The organism is Microbacterium sp. W4I20, from assembly GCF_030816505.1.
Lineage (GTDB): Bacteria > Actinomycetota > Actinomycetes > Actinomycetales > Microbacteriaceae > Microbacterium.
Window position 1 is genome coordinate 351985 of sequence record NZ_JAUSYB010000001.1, and the last position, 16331, is coordinate 368315.

Annotated in this window: 13 protein-coding genes; 7 read left to right on the top strand and 6 right to left on the bottom strand. The window is 68.8% G+C overall.

Annotation, left to right across the window (positions count from 1 at the left end; genetic code table 11):
- The first annotated feature begins 117 nt into the window (after positions 1-117).
- Positions 118-1650, top strand: coding sequence for a hypothetical protein (locus QFZ21_RS01720; RefSeq protein WP_307373803.1), 1533 nt, complete (start codon positions 118-120; stop codon positions 1648-1650).
- Between the two features lie 8 nt (positions 1651-1658).
- On the opposite strand, the gene sucB is transcribed toward QFZ21_RS01720, so the two are convergent.
- The 3 genes from sucB to QFZ21_RS01735 all read right to left on the bottom strand — a co-directional run bounded on the left by sucB (position 1659) and on the right by QFZ21_RS01735 (position 6378).
- On the bottom strand, positions 1659-3461 hold the full coding sequence (gene sucB / locus QFZ21_RS01725) for a 2-oxoglutarate dehydrogenase, E2 component, dihydrolipoamide succinyltransferase (protein ID WP_307373805.1): 1803 nt from the start codon (positions 3459-3461) through the stop codon (positions 1659-1661).
- A gap of 67 nt (positions 3462-3528) precedes the next feature.
- On the bottom strand, positions 3529-4902 hold the full coding sequence (gene lpdA / locus QFZ21_RS01730; RefSeq protein ID WP_307373808.1) for a dihydrolipoyl dehydrogenase: 1374 nt from the start codon (positions 4900-4902) through the stop codon (positions 3529-3531).
- Between the two features lie 3 nt (positions 4903-4905).
- On the bottom strand, positions 4906-6378 hold the full coding sequence (locus QFZ21_RS01735; RefSeq protein ID WP_307373810.1) for a leucyl aminopeptidase: 1473 nt from the start codon (positions 6376-6378) through the stop codon (positions 4906-4908).
- A 113-nt stretch (positions 6379-6491) separates the two neighbouring features.
- Here QFZ21_RS01735 and QFZ21_RS01740 point away from each other — a divergent pair, with 113 nt between their 5' ends.
- From QFZ21_RS01740 to QFZ21_RS01750, 3 genes are all read left to right on the top strand, one after another.
- Entirely contained in the window at positions 6492-7433 is a 942-nt protein-coding gene (locus tag QFZ21_RS01740; protein WP_307373812.1) for a proteasome assembly chaperone family protein, read from the top strand.
- A 168-nt stretch (positions 7434-7601) separates the two neighbouring features.
- Positions 7602-8840, top strand: a complete 1239-nt coding sequence (locus QFZ21_RS01745) for an RNA polymerase sigma factor (protein ID WP_307373814.1) — start codon at positions 7602-7604, stop codon at positions 8838-8840.
- Positions 8840-9532 (top strand): coenzyme F420-0:L-glutamate ligase, encoded by a 693-nt coding sequence (locus QFZ21_RS01750; RefSeq protein ID WP_307373816.1) that lies wholly within the window; start codon positions 8840-8842, stop codon positions 9530-9532. The genes QFZ21_RS01745 and QFZ21_RS01750 overlap by 1 nt, the downstream gene beginning before the upstream one ends.
- Before the next feature lie 94 nt (positions 9533-9626).
- Here QFZ21_RS01750 and QFZ21_RS01755 read toward each other — a convergent pair whose 3' ends face one another.
- A complete protein-coding gene (locus tag QFZ21_RS01755) occupies positions 9627-10643 on the bottom strand; it encodes a sugar-transfer associated ATP-grasp domain-containing protein (RefSeq protein ID WP_307373818.1) in 1017 nt (338 codons plus the stop codon).
- 81 nt (positions 10644-10724) lie between these two features.
- Between QFZ21_RS01755 and QFZ21_RS01760 the strand changes: the two genes are divergently transcribed.
- Both QFZ21_RS01760 and QFZ21_RS01765 read left to right on the top strand, forming a co-directional pair.
- Positions 10725-11429: an alanine racemase C-terminal domain-containing protein gene (locus QFZ21_RS01760; RefSeq protein WP_307373820.1), complete on the top strand. Its 705-nt coding sequence runs from the start codon at positions 10725-10727 to the stop codon at positions 11427-11429.
- Positions 11426-12466: an alanine racemase gene (locus tag QFZ21_RS01765; RefSeq protein ID WP_307373823.1), complete on the top strand. Its 1041-nt coding sequence runs from the start codon at positions 11426-11428 to the stop codon at positions 12464-12466. Before QFZ21_RS01760 ends, QFZ21_RS01765 begins: the two co-directional genes overlap by 4 nt.
- Before the next feature lie 88 nt (positions 12467-12554).
- Here QFZ21_RS01765 and QFZ21_RS01770 read toward each other — a convergent pair whose 3' ends face one another.
- Entirely contained in the window at positions 12555-12773 is a 219-nt protein-coding gene (locus QFZ21_RS01770) for a hypothetical protein (protein WP_307373824.1), read from the bottom strand.
- Positions 12774-12953: 180 nt separating this feature from the next.
- Here QFZ21_RS01770 and QFZ21_RS01775 point away from each other — a divergent pair, with 180 nt between their 5' ends.
- Entirely contained in the window at positions 12954-15080 is a 2127-nt protein-coding gene (locus QFZ21_RS01775; RefSeq protein ID WP_307373826.1) for a type IIA DNA topoisomerase subunit B, read from the top strand.
- Positions 15081-15089: 9 nt separating this feature from the next.
- On the opposite strand, the gene QFZ21_RS01780 is transcribed toward QFZ21_RS01775, so the two are convergent.
- The gene (locus QFZ21_RS01780) at positions 15090-16307 is read right to left on the bottom strand and encodes a glycosyltransferase (protein ID WP_307373828.1); all 1218 of its coding nucleotides are present in this window, start codon (positions 16305-16307) and stop codon (positions 15090-15092) included.
- Positions 16308-16331 lie beyond the last annotated feature (24 nt).

Here is a 16331-nt window from a genome sequence, read left to right on the forward strand (position 1 = left end):
TCCAGCGGAGCAGCCACCGGCAGCGACTCTTCCTGCACATCCTTCGAAGACCTGCTGATACATCCACATCGAGTCCGATCGGCCCCGCGCGGTCGCTTCTCAGGATGTGATGAGGGCATGGCAGATGTCGAGATCGAAGACCGGAGCGTCGCGCTCGTTCCGGGCGTGCACCGGGTGGTCCGCGCGCTCGATCCGGCAGAAGGTCCGTTCGCCGGCACCCTGGTCACCCGTGGGGACGGCGTGGCTGTGCGGATGGATGCGACCGATCTCGCGGGATGGCTGGGGTGGCGTTTCGCGGGAGCAGAGCACGTCGCAGGCCCGATCGACGTCGTCCGGCGTCCGGATGGGCACGACGTACTGCTGCCATGGTGCACGGACCGGGTACTGGGGTTCCTGGTCCGCCGGGCGGCGGCGGCCGCTCCGCTCACGTCGGGGGAGTGCAGCACGCTCGTCGCGAGCCTGCTGCGTGGCCTCGACGAGCTGGGCGGCTCCGCTGACGGGGTGCCGACGGGGATGTGGTGGCTGAGTGACGTCGGCCGCCCCATCTTCGTCATCGGCGGAGGACAGGATGCACGAGCCGGGGTCGTGTCGATCGTTGAGCGTCTCAGCGCGGACAGCACCGACAAGGCGCTGAAACGCGCGCTTCTGGCCGTGCACCAGGGAGTCGGGAAGGCGATGTCCCAGCCGAGGGTTCCTCGGAAGCTCCTGGATGCATGGGAGCAGGAGGTGCTGTCCGTCGCGGCTCCGCGCCCCCTCGTGCGGGAGACGCACGCGCCGGAACGGGCACGCGAGGTCGCTCGCGCCGTCCTGTCCGAGGCGGCACCGGCCGCACCACGGCGGCGGGGCCGACGGGCGGATGCTCCCACGGCCGCGCGGTCCGATGCCCGGCGCACACCGGGCATTCAGCAGCTGGAGGCCCTTCGGGGTACCGTTCGCCGTGTCGCTGTGGCGCTCGGCGGACGATTGCGAGGCCGCGGGCGAGTCGACGATCGGCGGCCGCAGACGAGGGCAGCGGCACCGGCATCGGCGAAGGAAGCGCATCCGCGTCCTCGCATTCGACGTCGCGCGATCGTCGTCGGCAGTGGGGTAGCCGCCGTGGTGCTCGCCGGCGGGCTGCTCTGGCCGGGCGACGCGCCAGGACAGGCGGCAGGCGACGATGGCTCAGGTGAGCCGTCGGTCGCTCGATCAGTCGATGATCCCGCGACGCCGCGCGCGGCCGACGCGGCAAAGGATCGGGAGCCGAAGGATGATGGGCCAGGGGATGCTGATCCGAAGGACGACGCCGAGCCTGACGGTGAGGACCGGAAGTCGCCCCGCGGAGCGCAGGAGCCGGATGCCGCAGCACCCGCATTGCTGGCCCTGATCGCCGAGTGCGGAGCAGCGGAGGACCCGCTGTGCACTGATGCGGTCGCGGCGGGATCGACCGGCGTCGTGGAAGCCCTCGTCACCGCGTCATCAGAGGATCCGGCGATCCAGCTGGTCGACGAGTACGGAGACGTCGCCGTGATCCGCCTGAGCACACCCCGAGCCGCTCCCGAACAGGGAGGTGAAACTCCGGCATCCGGTCCCGAGCAGATGCTGGTGCTCGTCCGCCACGACGAGAAATGGCTGGTCCGCGACGTCTACGGCGTCGCGGACCAGCCAGGATGATGCTGTCGTCAGGCTCCCAGCTGGGCGGCGAACTGCGCCGCCTCGAGGCGAGCCTTCACCGCGCCGAGGAAGCGAGCGGCATCGGCGCCATCGATGATCCGGTGGTCGTACGAGAGTGCGAGGTACACGTACGAGCGGACGGCGATCGCGTCGACTGCACCGACCTTCACCAGGCCGGGGCGCTTGACGACCGTTCCTGTTCCGAGGATCGCGGACTGCGGCAGGAACACGACCGGAGTGTCGAACAGCGCGCCGCGCGAACCCGTGTTGGTCAGCGTGAACGTGCCGCCGGCGAGCTCATCCGGCTTCAGCTTGTTGTCGCGGGTGCGTGCGGCGAGATCGGCGATCTCGTGCGCGATCTGCGCGATGTTCTTCGACGCGGCGTCGCGGAGCACCGGCGTGAGCAGGCCCCGCTCGGTGTCGACGGCGATCGATACGTTCTCGCTGGCGGGGTAGACGATCTGCTCCCCGTCGACGGTCGCGTTCACGATCGGGAAGGCCTGCAGAGCCTCAGCGGTCGCCAGAGCGAAGAACGGCAGGAACGACAGCTTGTCGCCCGTCTTCTCCAGGAACGACGCCTTCACGCTGTCGCGGTACTCCGCGAGTGCCGTGACATCGACCTCGACGACCGTGGTCAGCTGAGCAGTCTGCTGCATCGACTCGACCGCGCGCTTGGCGAGGACCTTGCGCAGACGGGACATCGGCTGCGTCGTGCCCCGGAGCGGCGACACCTCGAGCGGCGCGGGGGCTGCGGCAGCCGGGGCGGCAGCGGCAACCGGTGCGGCCTTCGCGGTCTCGGCGGCCTTCAGGACGTCTTCCTTGCGGATACGACCGCCGACACCGGTGCCGGTGACCGAAGCCAGGTCGACACCCTGCTGCGAAGCCAGGCGCCGCACCAGCGGCGTCACGTAGAGGTTGTCGTTCTCCGTGGGGAGGCTGAGCTTCGGCGCAGGAGCAGCAGAGGCTGCGGCGGGCGCCGGCTCGGCAGGAGCCGCAGCGGGCGCGGGCGCGACAGGTGCCGGGGCAGCCTCCGCAGCGGGGGCTTCAGCTACCGGCGCCTCAGCGGCCGGAGCCGCAGGAGCCTCAGCCGGAGAAGCAGGAGTCTCGGAAGGCGCAGCGGGAGCCTCAGCGGCCGGAGCCTCTGCAGCCGGAGCCTCGGAGGGAGCAGCGCCGGAACCGACACGTGCGAGCACAGCGCCGACGGCGACGGTCTCGTCTTCGCCGGCAACGATCTCCTGCAGCACGCCGGCGACCGGCGAGGGGATCTCGGTGTCGACCTTGTCGGTCGAGATCTCGAGGAGTGCCTCGTCGACCTCGACGGAGTCGCCGACCTGCTTGAGCCAGCGCGTCACGGTGCCCTCGGTGACGCTCTCACCCAGCTCTGGAAGCACGATGTCCTTCGCGTCGCCGGCCGGCGCAGCAGCGTCGGCAGCGGGCTGCGCTTCAGCGGCCGGAGCAGCCTCAGCCGGAGCGGCCTCAGCAGGAGCGGCCTCAGCCGGAGCAGCTTCAGCAGGAGCGGCCTCAGCAGCGGGAGCTTCCTCAGCGGGGGCATCCCCGGCAGGGGCGGCGGCGCTGCCGTCGCCGATCCGCGCGAGCAGAGCACCGACCTCGACGGTCTCGTCCTCGGCCACGAGGATCTCCTCGATCACACCGCTGACGGGGGAGGGGATCTCGGTGTCGACCTTGTCGGTCGAGATCTCGAGCAGGCCCTCGTCCGCCTGGACGGTGTCTCCCACCTGCTTGAGCCAGCGGGTGACCGTACCCTCTGTGACGCTCTCACCGAGAGCGGGGAGGACGACGGATGTGCTCATGACTGAGTCTCCTTCAGGAAGTTGTATGACGCGTATCTAGCTTAGTGACTCGGGCACCGGTTGGTGCTCAGAGGGCGTGCAGGGGCTTTCCGGCCAGGGCGAGGAAGGCTTCCCCGAGGGCCTCGCTCTGCGTCGGGTGCGCATGGACCAGAGGCGCGATGTCCTCCGGGTGGGCTTCCCAGGCGACGGCGAGCTGTCCCTCGGTGATGAGCTCGCCGACACGGTCGCCGAGCAGATGCACACCGATGACGGGGCCGTCCTTGAGACGGACGACCTTGACGAGTCCCGCCGTGCCGATGATCTCGCTCTTGCCGTTGCCGGCGAGGTTGTATTCGTAGGCGATGACCGCATCGCTGCCGTGCTCGGCGATCGCGCCCTCCTCCGTGGCACCGACCGATGCCACCTCAGGGCTCGAGTAGGTGACCTTCGGGATCTGCGAGTCCGGGATGTTCACGGGGGAGAGGCCGGCGATGCGCTCCGCGACGGCGATCCCCTGCTGGAATCCGCGGTGGGCCAGCTGCAGGCCGGGCACGATGTCGCCGACGGCCCAGACACCGGGAACGCCGGTGCGCAGCTCCTGATCGACCGTCACGAATCCGCGGTCGAGCTTCACGCCGGCTTCCTCGAAGCCGAGGTCGGCGGTGACCGGGCCACGTCCGACGGCGACGAGCAGGTAGTCGGCGGTGAACTCCTTGCCGTCCTCGAGGGTCACGGTGACCGAGTTCTCGTCCTGAACGGCGGTCTGGAAGCGGACGCCGAGCGAGTACTGGATGCCGCGGCGGCGGAACGCGCGCTCGAGGCCCTTGCTCATCGCGATGTCCTCGTTCGGGACGAGGTGGGGCAGCGCCTCGATGATCGTGACCTCGGCTCCGAACGACCGCCACACACTGGCGAACTCGACGCCGATCACACCGCCGCCGAGGATGAGCACGCGCTCGGGGATGACATCGAGGCCGAGAGCCTGCTCGCTGGTCAGGATCCGCCCGCCGATGTCGAGGCCCGGGAGTGAGCGGCTGTAGGAGCCGGTGGCGAGCACGACATCGGACCCGACGTAGAGGTCGTCGCCGACGCTGATGCTGCGATCGGCGTTCAGGCGGCCGAGTCCCGGGACCGTGGTGATGCCGCGAGCCTTGACGAGCCCTTCGAGTCCCTTGAACTTCTTCGCGACGATGCCCTCGCGGTAGGCGCGAACGCCCACGGGGTCGATGCCCTCGAGGGTCGCGGTGATGCCGACGTGCGCGGCGTCACGAACGTGCTCGGCGACCTCCGCGGCGTGCAGCAGAGCCTTTGTCGGGATGCAGCCGCGGTGCAGGCAGGTGCCGCCGACCTTGTCCTTCTCGATGAGGGCGACCGACTTGCCGAGCTCGCTGGCGCGCAGGGCTGCGGCATACCCGCCGCTGCCACCGCCCAGGACGACGATGTCGAAAGTGTGCGTTGTCATGTGTCATGCCTCCTTGTGGGATGCTGCGGCGAAGGCGACGATCGATCGGACCATCGCCCCCGTGGGGCCTTTTTCGGTGAAGCCGTACGGAGCCCCGCCGTGCTCGCCGGAGCCGGCGATGTCGAGGTGCACCCAGGGGATGCGCGGGGCGTCCGCCTCATCTGACGTGCGTCCGACGAAGCGCCGAAGGAAGAGGCCGGCGTAGGACGCCCCGCCCATCCGGTCGCTCATGTTGACGTTCTGCAGGTCGGCGATCGGCGACTCGAGCGATTCCTCCAGATAGCTCGGCAGCGGCATGTGCCAGGCCGGTTCGCCGGTCTGCGCGGCGGCGGCGAGGAGTTCCGCGACGGTGTCGTCGTCACCGAAGACCCCGGTGTGCCGGTGGCCGAGCGCGGCCACGATCGCACCCGTCAGCGTGGCGACGTCGATGATGACGTCGGGGTGCTCGCGGCTCGCGGCCACGAGTCCGTCCGCGAGGACCAGCCGTCCCTCGGCATCCGTGTTGAGCACCTCGACGGTGGTGCCGTCCAGGATGCGGACGACGTCGCCCGGGCGGAGCGCCCGGCCGGACGGCATGTTGTCGGTGATGCAGAGCCAGGCGGTCACGCGCACCGGCAGCGCCAGGGTGGCGATCGCGCGCAGCGCGGCGAGGCTCGTGGCGGCGCCCGCCATGTCGAACTTCATCCCCACCATGGATGCCGCGGGCTTGAGAGACAGGCCACCGGTGTCGAAGGTGATGCCCTTGCCGACCAGCGCGATGTGGCGGGTGGCATCAGCAGGGGAGTAGTCGAGACGCACCAGGCGCGGGGGGCGGTCGGATCCCTGGGCGACACCCAGGATGCCGCCGAAGCCCTGTTCGGCGAGAGCCGTCTCGTCGAGGATCTCCACCGTGACGTCGAGACCGGCGACGCTCTCCGCGGCGCTCTGGGCGAGCTGCTCGGGGCTCTGCCACTCGGCGGGAACATTGACGAGGTCTTTGATCTGAGCGACGGCATCGCCCACGGCCTGCGCACGGGCGATCTCGTGGTCATCGATCTCGGCGTGCAGCGTGACGGAGACGGCCCGCTTCTTGCCCGGTTCGGAACGGTAGGTCTCGAACCGGTATCCGCCGAGCACGGCGCCCTCGGCCGCCGCAGCGGCGAACGACTCCAGTCCCGGAGCGAGGCCGAGCGCCACGCTCTCGAAGCCGGTCAGCGAGCGCAGCGCTGCGCCTGCCGCGTTGCGCACCGCAGCTTCGTCGGGCGTGGCGCCGACGCCGACGACGGCGAACGGGAGCGAGGTCACCTCGGGCGCGTACACCCGCGTGAACGAGGAGGCGGATCCGGTGAATCCGATGCCCGCCAGAGCATCCGCCAGACCGGGGAACCCTGCCAGAGACTCGGACGATGCGGGAAGATCGGAGACGACGAGCACTGCGGCATCTGCAGCGCTTCCGGGGAACGTATCTGTGGTGTGCGACAGCACGGGAAGCGTCATGTCTCCATCCTAGGAGCCCGTCGCAGCCGTGGTGCGCGGGGACGGGGCCGCGTGTTCGCTCTCAGCATGACGAGCCCAGCCCGGGTGCCGGGAGGTGCTCGTAGCATGGTGACATGCCCTTCTCCGGTGAGATCCACGAACGTGTCGCGAACGCACCGACGGTGCCGCGCGGCCTGCCCCTGGTCGTGCTCCTGACGGGATTCACCGACGCGGGCAGCGCGGTCTCCGGTCTGATCGAGCACCTGCGCGAGACCGCCTCGCCGCAGCCCATCGTCGTGTTCGACAATGACGTGCTGCTCGACTACCGTGCTCGGCGCCCGGTGATCTCCTTCGATCAGGACCACCTGACCGAGTTCCGTCCCTCTCGGCTCGAACTGTCGCTGGCGACCGACGCTCTGGGTCAGCCGTTCCTGCTCCTCGCCGGCTACGAGCCGGACTTCGCCTGGAACGCCTTCGCGCAGACGGTCCTCGACCTCGCTGCCGAATTCGAGGTGTCCGGGCTCAACTGGGTGCACTCGATCGCGATGCCGGTGCCGCACACCCGCCCCATCGGCACGACCGTCAGCGGCAATCGCCGCGAGCTCACCGTCGCCCACTCGGTGTGGCGTCCGCGCACGCAGGTCCCCGCCACGGCAGGTCACCTGCTCGAGTTCCGTTTCGCGGAGCAGGGTCTCCGCGTCGTCGGTTTCGTGCTCCTGGTGCCGCACTATCTGGCCGAGACGGAGAACCCGGACGCCGTCATCGCCGCCGCCGACAAGCTCATGGCCTCCACCGGCCTCGTGCTCATCCTCGACGCCGTGCAGGAACGCCGCGACGACTACCTCACCCGGGTCGACGAGCAGGTCACCGGGAACGACGAGCTGCAGCAGATGGTCCACAACCTCGAGCGCCGCTATGACGCCTACATGGCCGGCCGCAACCCCGACGACGACTCGTACGACGAGGGCGGATTCAGCGAGCGCGACCTGCCCAGTGCCGATGAGCTGGCCGCCGAGCTCGAGCGCTATCTCGCGTCGCGCCCCTCCGGCGACGACGACAAGCCTCGGCGCAGCTGAGAAGAATCCGCGGCAACTTCGCGGCAATGCGTCGGCATCGCCACACGTGTGCGATACTAGGAGTCTGACCCGTTGTCAATCAGTGTTTTCCCGCACTGGACTTGACAAGGGTCTTACTAGTGTCCGAAATGTCCCGGGGCGGCTCATCAGCCCCGTGAAAGGCGAAACGTGACTCCTGCCACGACGAAGAAAACCCGGACGACGAAGAAGGCCGAAGAGACCACCGTCGACACTGAGGTCGAGGTCGACGCGCCCGAGAAGCCCGTACCGCTCAGCGCAGCCAAGCGCGCGGCGGCGAAGCGCGCCCCGGTCAAGAAGAAGAAGGCCGACGACGTCGTCGAAGATGACGAGGCTCCCGCAGCCAGCGCCGTCGAGGACGACGAGGACGACGACTCCAAGCCGAAGTTCACCGAGCCTCTGCCGACCGGCGCGATCGTCATCTCGTCGAACGACGACGAAGACGTCCCGGTGTACTCCACACAGATCACCGGTGCGACGGCCGACCCCGTCAAGGACTACCTGAAGCAGATCGGAAAGGTCGCGCTGCTGAACGCGGCCGAAGAGGTCGAGCTCGCCATGCGGATCGAAGCCGGTCTGTTCGCCGAGGAGAAGCTCTCCGCGATGACCGCCGCCGAGCGCACCGGCCAGCTCGGTCTCGACCTGCAGTGGGTCGCCCGCGACGGTCAGCGCGCCAAGAGCCACCTGCTCGGCGCCAACCTCCGCCTCGTCGTTTCGCTCGCGAAGCGCTACACCGGCCGCGGCATGCAGTTCCTGGACCTGATCCAGGAGGGCAACCTCGGTCTCATCCGTGCGGTCGAGAAGTTCGACTACACCAAGGGCTTCAAGTTCTCGACGTACGCCACCTGGTGGATCCGTCAGGCGATCACGCGCGCGATGGCCGACCAGGCCCGCACCATCCGCATCCCGGTGCACATGGTCGAGGTCATCAACAAGCTCGCCCGCGTGCAGCGTCAGATGCTGCAGGACCTCGGTCGCGAACCCACTCCGGAAGAGCTCAGCCGCGAGCTGGACATGACCCCGGAGAAGGTCGTCGAGGTGCAGAAGTACGGCCGCGAGCCGATCTCCCTGCACACGCCTCTCGGCGAGGACGGCGACAGCGAGTTCGGTGACCTCATCGAGGACACCGAGGCGGTCGTCCCGGCCGACGCGGTGGGCTTCACCATGCTGCAGCGCCAGCTCGAGCAGCTGCTCGACTCGCTGTCCGAGCGCGAGGCCGGCGTGATCCGGATGCGCTTCGGACTCGGCGACGGCCAGCCCAAGACGCTCGACCAGATCGGCGACACGTTCGGCGTCACGCGTGAGCGCATCCGTCAGATCGAGTCGAAGACGATGGCGAAGCTGCGCCACCCGAGCCGCTCGCAGTCGCTCCGGGACTACCTCGAGTGATGCAGGCGAACGAGGGCAAGGCGCTCGAGACGAGCGTCGACGGAAAGTCGTTCGCGCGGATTCCGCTGCGCACCCGCGTCGTGATGCCGGATGACGACCTCGACGCGATCATCACCGAGTATGCGAAGGACGCCGTCCGCCCGGGCGACCTCCTTTTCGTGACCGAGAAGATCGTCGCCATCACGCAGGGCCGGTCGTACCGTCTCGACGAGATCCAGCCGCGCAAGCTGGCGCTGTTCCTGTCGAAGTACGTCACGCGCACGCCGTACGGCATCGGACTCGGCATGCCCGAGACGATGGAGATGGCGCTGCGGGAGTGCGGCACCCCTCGCATCCTGCTCGCCGCCGCCGTCGCCGCAGTGACGAAGGCGCTCGGCCGTAAGGGCGACTTCTACCGCATCGCCGGCGACAAGGCCCGCGCGATCGACGGACCGACCAAGCACACGATCCCGCCCTACAACGAGGCCGTGGTGCTCGGACCGAAGGACCCCCGCGGGGTCGCCTCACACCTCAAGTCGCTGCTGGGCGGAGAGCTGGAAGTAGCCGTCGTCGACATCAACGACCTCGGCGGCAACATCCTCGGCTCGACCCTCGACAAGGATGGCGAGCGCCGCCTGGTCAAGATCCTCGGCGACAACCCGCTGGGACAGGGACTCGAGTCCACGCCCCTCGGCATCGTCCGGGCGGTCTGACCTCCGCCCACGGACACACCCCCTTCGTCGGGCTCAGGAACCGAACTGCGGAAGGCCCGGATGCTCAGCATCCGGGCCTTCCTCGTCTGCTGGTTCAGAACCCGATGATCTTGCGGTAGCGCGGCTTGTGTCCGGTGCGGATGCCGGTGACGCTGGGCTTGTTCTCGTAGACACCGGCGCCCCAGTTGCCCTCGACGAGAACCGGGCCCTCGGGGGTCACGACGACGTCCCAGCCGACGTACTGCACCTGCGGCACCACGCGGGCGACCTGGTCGATGAAGGCGCGCACCTCATCGATGTACGGGAGCTGGAAGTCAGCGATCCGGAAGCCCGAGTCCGGATGCGTCTCGTGCACGTGGCCGTGCGAGTCGTAGCCGGCGCCGACGGAATGACCGTTTTCGTCGAGCATCGTATAGAAGCCGCCGAAGGTCATCTGGTCGCTCACGGCGCCGCGACCGAACTTCTGCGCCATCGCCAGGATGTGCGCCTTCTCGCCATCGAAGAACGCAGTGATGCGGGTGGTGTTGACCGTGCCGGGGCAGACCGCAGCGAGGTCTCCGTGTTGGCGGATGACCTCTTCGATGAGCAGTTCGCCGCGGCTCAGCAGTCCGGCGTGGAACTCGTCCCAGTCGGTGATGTCGGCGGCGTGGTAGCGGTGCACGCCGGTACCGGCCTGGCCCACGGGCTCCTTGGTGACGATCGTGCCGAGACGCTGGGTGAGTTCGCGCACGGCATCCGCGTTCCCCGCGTCGACGACGAGCCACTCGCGGTGCAGGTGTGCCGCGAAGTGCCGGTTGAACTCGATCTTGTCCTGGAAGATCCAGCGGAAGTCCGGGTGGTCGTAGCGCTGCGAGAGCTGGTTCGAGACGGGGTGCGTCATGTACGTCTCGCGCTCCGCCTTGGTCAGCATCGCGAAGTCGTAGTCGATGTAGTCCTGGAATCCGACATTGTGCCGAGCCGCCGACCAGAGCATGTCGACGATGATGGCCGGTACCGCCCTGTGGTGCTGCTCCGACGCCTCCTTGGCTCGCTCCACCACCGACCCGACATCGATGCGGCGGGCACGACCCAGCAGATAGCGGACGCGGGGCGCGAGGGAAAGACGAGACATTGGGCTCCGAGGGTAGGGGTCCTCACCAGTCTACGGGGGCGTACAGGGCAAGCCGGGAAGGCGGAAGCTACTCTGGAAACCGTGTGTGACACGACTTCCAGCGCCCTGCCTCGTGCGGTGATCTCCCGCTCGGCGCTCGCTGCTGCGGCATCCGCCTCCGTTCGCGCGGGGGGAGAGACCGCCGACCTGCGGCGCGATGCCTGGGGGCACGGCGTCCTCACCGTCGCGCAGGCCGTGACGGCGGCAGGAGCCGCCCAGGTCCTCGTGGACTCGGAGGGCGAGATCGAGGCGCTGCGCCTGGAAGGGATCACCGCCGTGACAGCAGGGACCCCGGACATCGATCCGGCGCTGCTCTACGGGCTGCCGGATGCCGACGGCTCGCTCGCGACCCGACCTGTCCTGCGGCTCGCCGGTCGAGTCATCTCCACGAAGCGTCTTCGGGCCGGCGACGCCGTCTCGTACGGGTACACCTTCCGGGCGGAGACGGACACGACCGTGGCGCTGGTGACCGGCGGCTACGCGCAGGGGATCGTGCGCGCCCTCGGCAACCACGCCGAGGTCGAGATCGACGGCATCGCCCGCCCCATCATCGGGCGGGTCGCGATGGATGTCTGCGTGGTCGACCTGCAGGGTGCCGACGCGGATCTCGGAAGCGAGGTCACCTACTTCGGCGGCTCCGGCCCCGCCGCCCCGGGGCTCTCCCGCTGGGCTGCACTCACTGGGATGACGGTCGGCGAGCTCGTCGCGGTCGCCGGATCGCACGCGGCACGGGGGTGGGAGGCATGAGCCGCCCCGAACTCCGGATCAGCAGCGCGACCTTCCGCGCCAACATCGAGGCGGTCCGTGCGCGCATCACGCCCTCAGCGCTCATGCTCGTGCTCAAGGACGACGCCTATGGCCACGGACTGCCCTGGGCCGTCGAGACCGCGGTCGCGGCGGGAGTCGAGTGGTTCGGCAGCTACGACGTGCGCAGCGGGCTGGATGCACGACGGATCGCCGGCGGCGGCGTGCGCGTGTTCGCCTGGGCCACATCGACGGATGCCGAGATCGATGAGGCGCTCCTGCGGGATGTCGAACTGGGCGTCGGCTCGACCGAGTACCTCCGGCGCATCATCGACCGCGCCTCGGTCCTCGGCACCCCTGCTCGTGTGCACCTGAAGATCGACACGGGTCTGCACCGCAACGGCATCCTCCCCGAGGATTGGGCCGGCGCCGTGGCCGAGGCCCGGCAGGCGGAGCGCGCCGGGCTCATCGAGCTCGACGGCGTGTGGAGCCATATCGCCGAGGCCAGCGACGAGGAGGATGACGAGGCGCAGGCGGCATTCCTGCAGGCGGTCCGCATCGCCGGCGAATCCGGGACCGCGCCGGCCTCGCGTCACCTGACGGCGTCTGCCGCATCCTGGTGGCGACCCGAGCTGCGGGGATCCGTGTCACGGATCGGCGCCTTCTGCTACGGCATCCGATCGGCGGACGGGCCGGAACTCGAGGGCGTCCGACCCGTCGCCGCACTGGTCGCCCAGGTGACAGAGCTGGTCGAGGGCGAAGCCGTGATCGGGATCGGCAGTTTCGACGGCGTCCCCTCCACACTCTCGGGCGCACCGGTCGGGACCCCTGCGGGTGCTCGCGTCCTGCGGACGATCGATCAGACGACGGCGACCGTCGCGGAGTGGCCGGGCATGCAGGTGGGCGACGAGGTGACGCTCTTCGGCCCGGGAAGCCACGGGGAATCCAGCGCGACCAGCCTTGCCGAGCGCATCGACACCGTGGGCGAGGAGATCCTCACCCGGCTGAGTCCCCGCGTGCGTCGCGTCGTCCTGGACTGAGAGTCAGCAGGGGACTGCCGCCCGTCCGGGAACGAGAAAGGCTCCGGACCGCGCCGAAGCGCAGACCCGGAGCCTGGAGTCGTGGGGATCAGACGGTCTCGACGAGGCGTGCGCTCTCGTCGTGCCAGCTGGTCGCGACACTGCGGAGCTTCTCTTCGTACTTGCGGCCGTGGTGGGCGCAGAACAGGAGCTCGGATCCGTTGACTTCGGCCGCGATGTACGCCTGAGCGCCGCACGAATCACAACGATCCAGTGCGGTCAGGCGGAACTCGATGGCGGAAGCCTCACGTTCGGTCGTTGCATTCATCTCGGTGCCTCCTCGGGTGTCGGCCTCGCTGTGGGTGTGCTCAATGTAACCACGCTGCACCTGTATGCATGCCCGGTTGACGGCGTGTTTCGCTCAGCGCGTACGCAGACGGCACGGGCTGGGATCCGGTGGGGAGTGTCGGCGGCCGGCTCGGGCCCGTCGAGAATAGACTCGGAGATTGTGACCGCCGAGTATTCCGCCCATCATCTCCAGGTGCTCGAAGGGCTCGAGGCTGTCCGCAAGCGTCCCGGTATGTACATCGGTTCCAACGGATCGCCGGGCCTGATGCACTGCCTCTGGGAGATCATCGACAACGCCGTCGATGAGGCCGTCGACGGCAACGGGTCGAAGATCGATGTGATCCTTCACGACGACGGCAGCGTCGAGGTGCACGACCGCGGCCGCGGCATTCCCGTCGATGTCGAACCGCGCACCGGCCTGACCGGTGTCGAGGTGGTGTTCACGAAGCTGCACGCCGGTGGAAAGTTCGGCGGAGGCTCGTACGCGGCATCCGGCGGCCTGCACGGCGTCGGCGCATCGGTCGTCAACGCGCTCTCGGAGCGTCTCGACGTCGAGGTCGATCGCGGTGGCAAGACCTACGCGATGTCGTTCCATCGCGGGGAGCCGGGGATCTTCACCGACACCGGCGAGAAGCGGCCGGATGCGCCGTTCAGGCCGTTCGAGGACAAGAGCGAGCTGCGCGTCGTCGGCAAGGCGCCGCGAGGGGTCACCGGCACCCGCATCCGCTACTGGGCCGACCGGCAGATCTTCACCAAGGATGCGACCTTCCAGCTCGGCGAACTCGAGACGCGCGCCCGGCAGACGGCGTTTCTCGTTCCCGGTCTCGAGATCGTGGTCCGCAACGATCGCGCTCAGGACCGTCCGTCGTCGACGGCCGAGGATGGCACGGCCATCGACGCGAGCGCACCGAACGTGACCTCGTACCACTACGAGGGCGGCATCTCCGAGTTCGTCGACTACCTCGCGACCGACCCGCCCGTCACCGACAACTGGCGTATCCAGGGCGAGGGGACCTTCAAGGAGACGGTGCCGGTCCTGCAGGCCGACGGGCACATGATCGCGACCGAGGTCGAGCGGGTCTGCGCCGTCGACATCGCGCTCCGCTGGGGCACCGGCTACGACACGCGGGTGCGCTCCTTCGTCAACATCATCTCCACGCCCAAGGGCGGAACCCACCAGCAGGGCTTCGAACAGGAGCTGCTGAAGGTGCTGCGCTCCCAGGTCGAGCAGAACGCCCGCCGGCTGAAGGTCGGAAACGACAAGCTCGAGAAGGACGACGTTCTCGCCGGGCTCACCGCGGTGCTCACGGTGAACGTGCCGGAACCGCAGTTCGAGGGGCAGACCAAGGAGATCCTGGGCACACCGGCCGTGCGGCAGATCGTGGCGCAGGTGATCCGCAAGGACCTCGCGCAGCGCTTCACCTCCACCAAGCGCGACGACAAGAACCAGGCGGCGCAGCTGCTCGACAAGATCGTCTCCGAGATGAAGGCGCGCGTCTCCGCGCGGGCGCACAAGGAGACCCAGCGCCGCAAGAACGCGCTGGAGTCGTCGACCCTGCCGACCAAGCTCGTCGACTGCCGCACCAACGAGGTCGAACGCAGCGAGCTGTTCATCGTCGAGGGCGACTCGGCGCTGGGCACGGCGAAGAACGCCCGTAACAGCGAGTTCCAGGCGCTGCTGCCGATCCGAGGCAAGATCCTCAACGTGCAGAAGGCCTCGGTCAGCGACATGCTGTCGAACACGGAGTGCGCGTCGATCATCCAGGTGATCGGTGCGGGTTCCGGTCGCACCTTCGACATCGATGCGGCGCGCTACGGCAAGGTGATCCTGATGAGCGACGCCGACGTGGACGGCGCGCACATCCGCACCCTGCTGCTCACGCTCTTCTTCCGCTACATGCGACCGCTCATCGAGCACGGCCGCGTCTTCGCCGCCGTGCCTCCGCTGCATCGGGTGATCGTGATGAATCCGGGTTCGAAGCCGAACGAGACGATCTACACGTACAGCGAGCAGGAGATGCACGCGCTGCTCGCCAAGCTCCGCAAGGCGGGCAAGCGCTGGCACGAGCCGATCCAGCGCTACAAGGGCCTCGGCGAGATGGATGCCGAACAGCTCGCGAACACCACCATGGACAAGTCCGGCCGTCTGCTCCGTCGGGTGCAGATGCAGGATGCCGAGGCAGCCGGTCGCGTGTTCGAACTGCTGATGGGGAACGAGGTCGCCCCGCGCCGTGAGTTCATCATCGACTCGTCGGGGCAGCTCTCACGAGAAGCCATCGACGCCTGAACGGTCGGGTCAGCGGGCGACGCGCAGTGCGGCGTCGTAGACCTCGAGCAGTGCGGCACGATGCGTGCCCTGCGCCACCTGGTCGCGGTGCGCGATCGCGGCTTCGCTGAGGTCGGTCACCGAGGCGGGATCATCGCGCAGCCGGGTCAGAGCGGCTGCGAGCCCCGCGGCATCCGAGCTCGCCGTCACGAGTCCGCCGCCGGGCGGCAGGGTCTCCGCGAGGTCGGGATCGGTGACGATCACCGGGAGACCGGTGGCGATGGCCTCGAGGATCACCATCGGCTGGTTGTCGAAGTCGAGGGAGCTGGATACCAGGACGTGCGCGTCGCGCATCGCCGCGAGCACTTCGGACTGCGGAACGCTGCCGTGCACGCGGATGCGCCCGTCGGGGAGCGCTGCGGCACGCCGCGACACGGAAGCCCGCGAGACGCCGTCGCCGTACATGTGCGCAGCGATGTCCGGCACCTGCTCCACAGCGTCGAGGAACACTCCGGGACGCTTCTCCGGAGAGAGCCGACCGCACCAGATCACCCGCAGCTGCTCGCCGGGCGCGACGACTCGCGGCTCGGGAGCGCCGACGGCATCGAGTACCGATCGCTCGATGCCGTTCGACAGCACCGTCATCGGCGTCTCGACTCCCTGCGCGCTGAGCTTGTGCGCGAAATGCGCCGAGGGCACGATCACGCGATCCGCGTGATTCGCCTGACTGACCATCAGCCGCCACATCCGTCGCGCCGTGCGGGTGTGCGTGTACGGGGACGAGGAGTCGACTCGCGCGAGATCATGACTCATCCGCCGGCGATGCATCCCGGCCAGCAGTGCCGTGGTGACGCTCGGCAGCGGGAGGACGGAACGGGTGTAGACGTCGATCCGACCGTGCATCGTCTGCACGACGGGGATGCCGAGTGCGCGGGCGGCCTCGAAACCCGCGAGTGCGGCGAACATCTCGGTGTGCACGTGCACCACGTCGACTCGGCGCTCTCTCAGCTCGCGCTGCAGCAGAGCAGCGGCGCCAGACGGCGTCCACGTGAACGGATAGCCGTCCGGCGCGAATCGTCGGGCCGTCGGGAGGCGGATGACCGAAGGATCGGTGCTCTCCGCCGAGAGGGGCGCGAACACCCACACCTCGTGTCCGGAGCGCTCCAGTTCCTCTTTGTGCGCCTTGACCACGGTCTGCACTCCGCCGAGCGTCGGCAGGTAGTAGTCGGTGACCAGGGCGATGCGCACCCCCTCAGACTATGGCCGCTAGGG

Excerpts from the sequence above, each read along its gene's own strand:
- QFZ21_RS01755 (WP_307373818.1), bottom strand. The coding sequence starts at position 10,643 with ATGTCTCGTCTTTCCCTCGCGCCCCGCGTCCGCTATCTGCTGGGTCGT.
- QFZ21_RS01740 (WP_307373812.1), top strand. The coding sequence starts at position 6,492 with ATGCCCTTCTCCGGTGAGATCCACGAACGTGTCGCGAACGCACCGACG.
- QFZ21_RS01720 (WP_307373803.1), top strand. The coding sequence starts at position 118 with ATGGCAGATGTCGAGATCGAAGACCGGAGCGTCGCGCTCGTTCCGGGC.
- sucB (WP_307373805.1), bottom strand. The coding sequence starts at position 3,461 with ATGAGCACATCCGTCGTCCTCCCCGCTCTCGGTGAGAGCGTCACAGAG.
- lpdA (WP_307373808.1), bottom strand. The coding sequence starts at position 4,902 with ATGACAACGCACACTTTCGACATCGTCGTCCTGGGCGGTGGCAGCGGC.
- QFZ21_RS01770 (WP_307373824.1), bottom strand. The coding sequence starts at position 12,773 with ATGAATGCAACGACCGAACGTGAGGCTTCCGCCATCGAGTTCCGCCTG.
- QFZ21_RS01735 (WP_307373810.1), bottom strand. The coding sequence starts at position 6,378 with ATGACGCTTCCCGTGCTGTCGCACACCACAGATACGTTCCCCGGAAGC.
- QFZ21_RS01765 (WP_307373823.1), top strand. The coding sequence starts at position 11,426 with ATGAGCCGCCCCGAACTCCGGATCAGCAGCGCGACCTTCCGCGCCAAC.
- QFZ21_RS01750 (WP_307373816.1), top strand. The coding sequence starts at position 8,840 with ATGCAGGCGAACGAGGGCAAGGCGCTCGAGACGAGCGTCGACGGAAAG.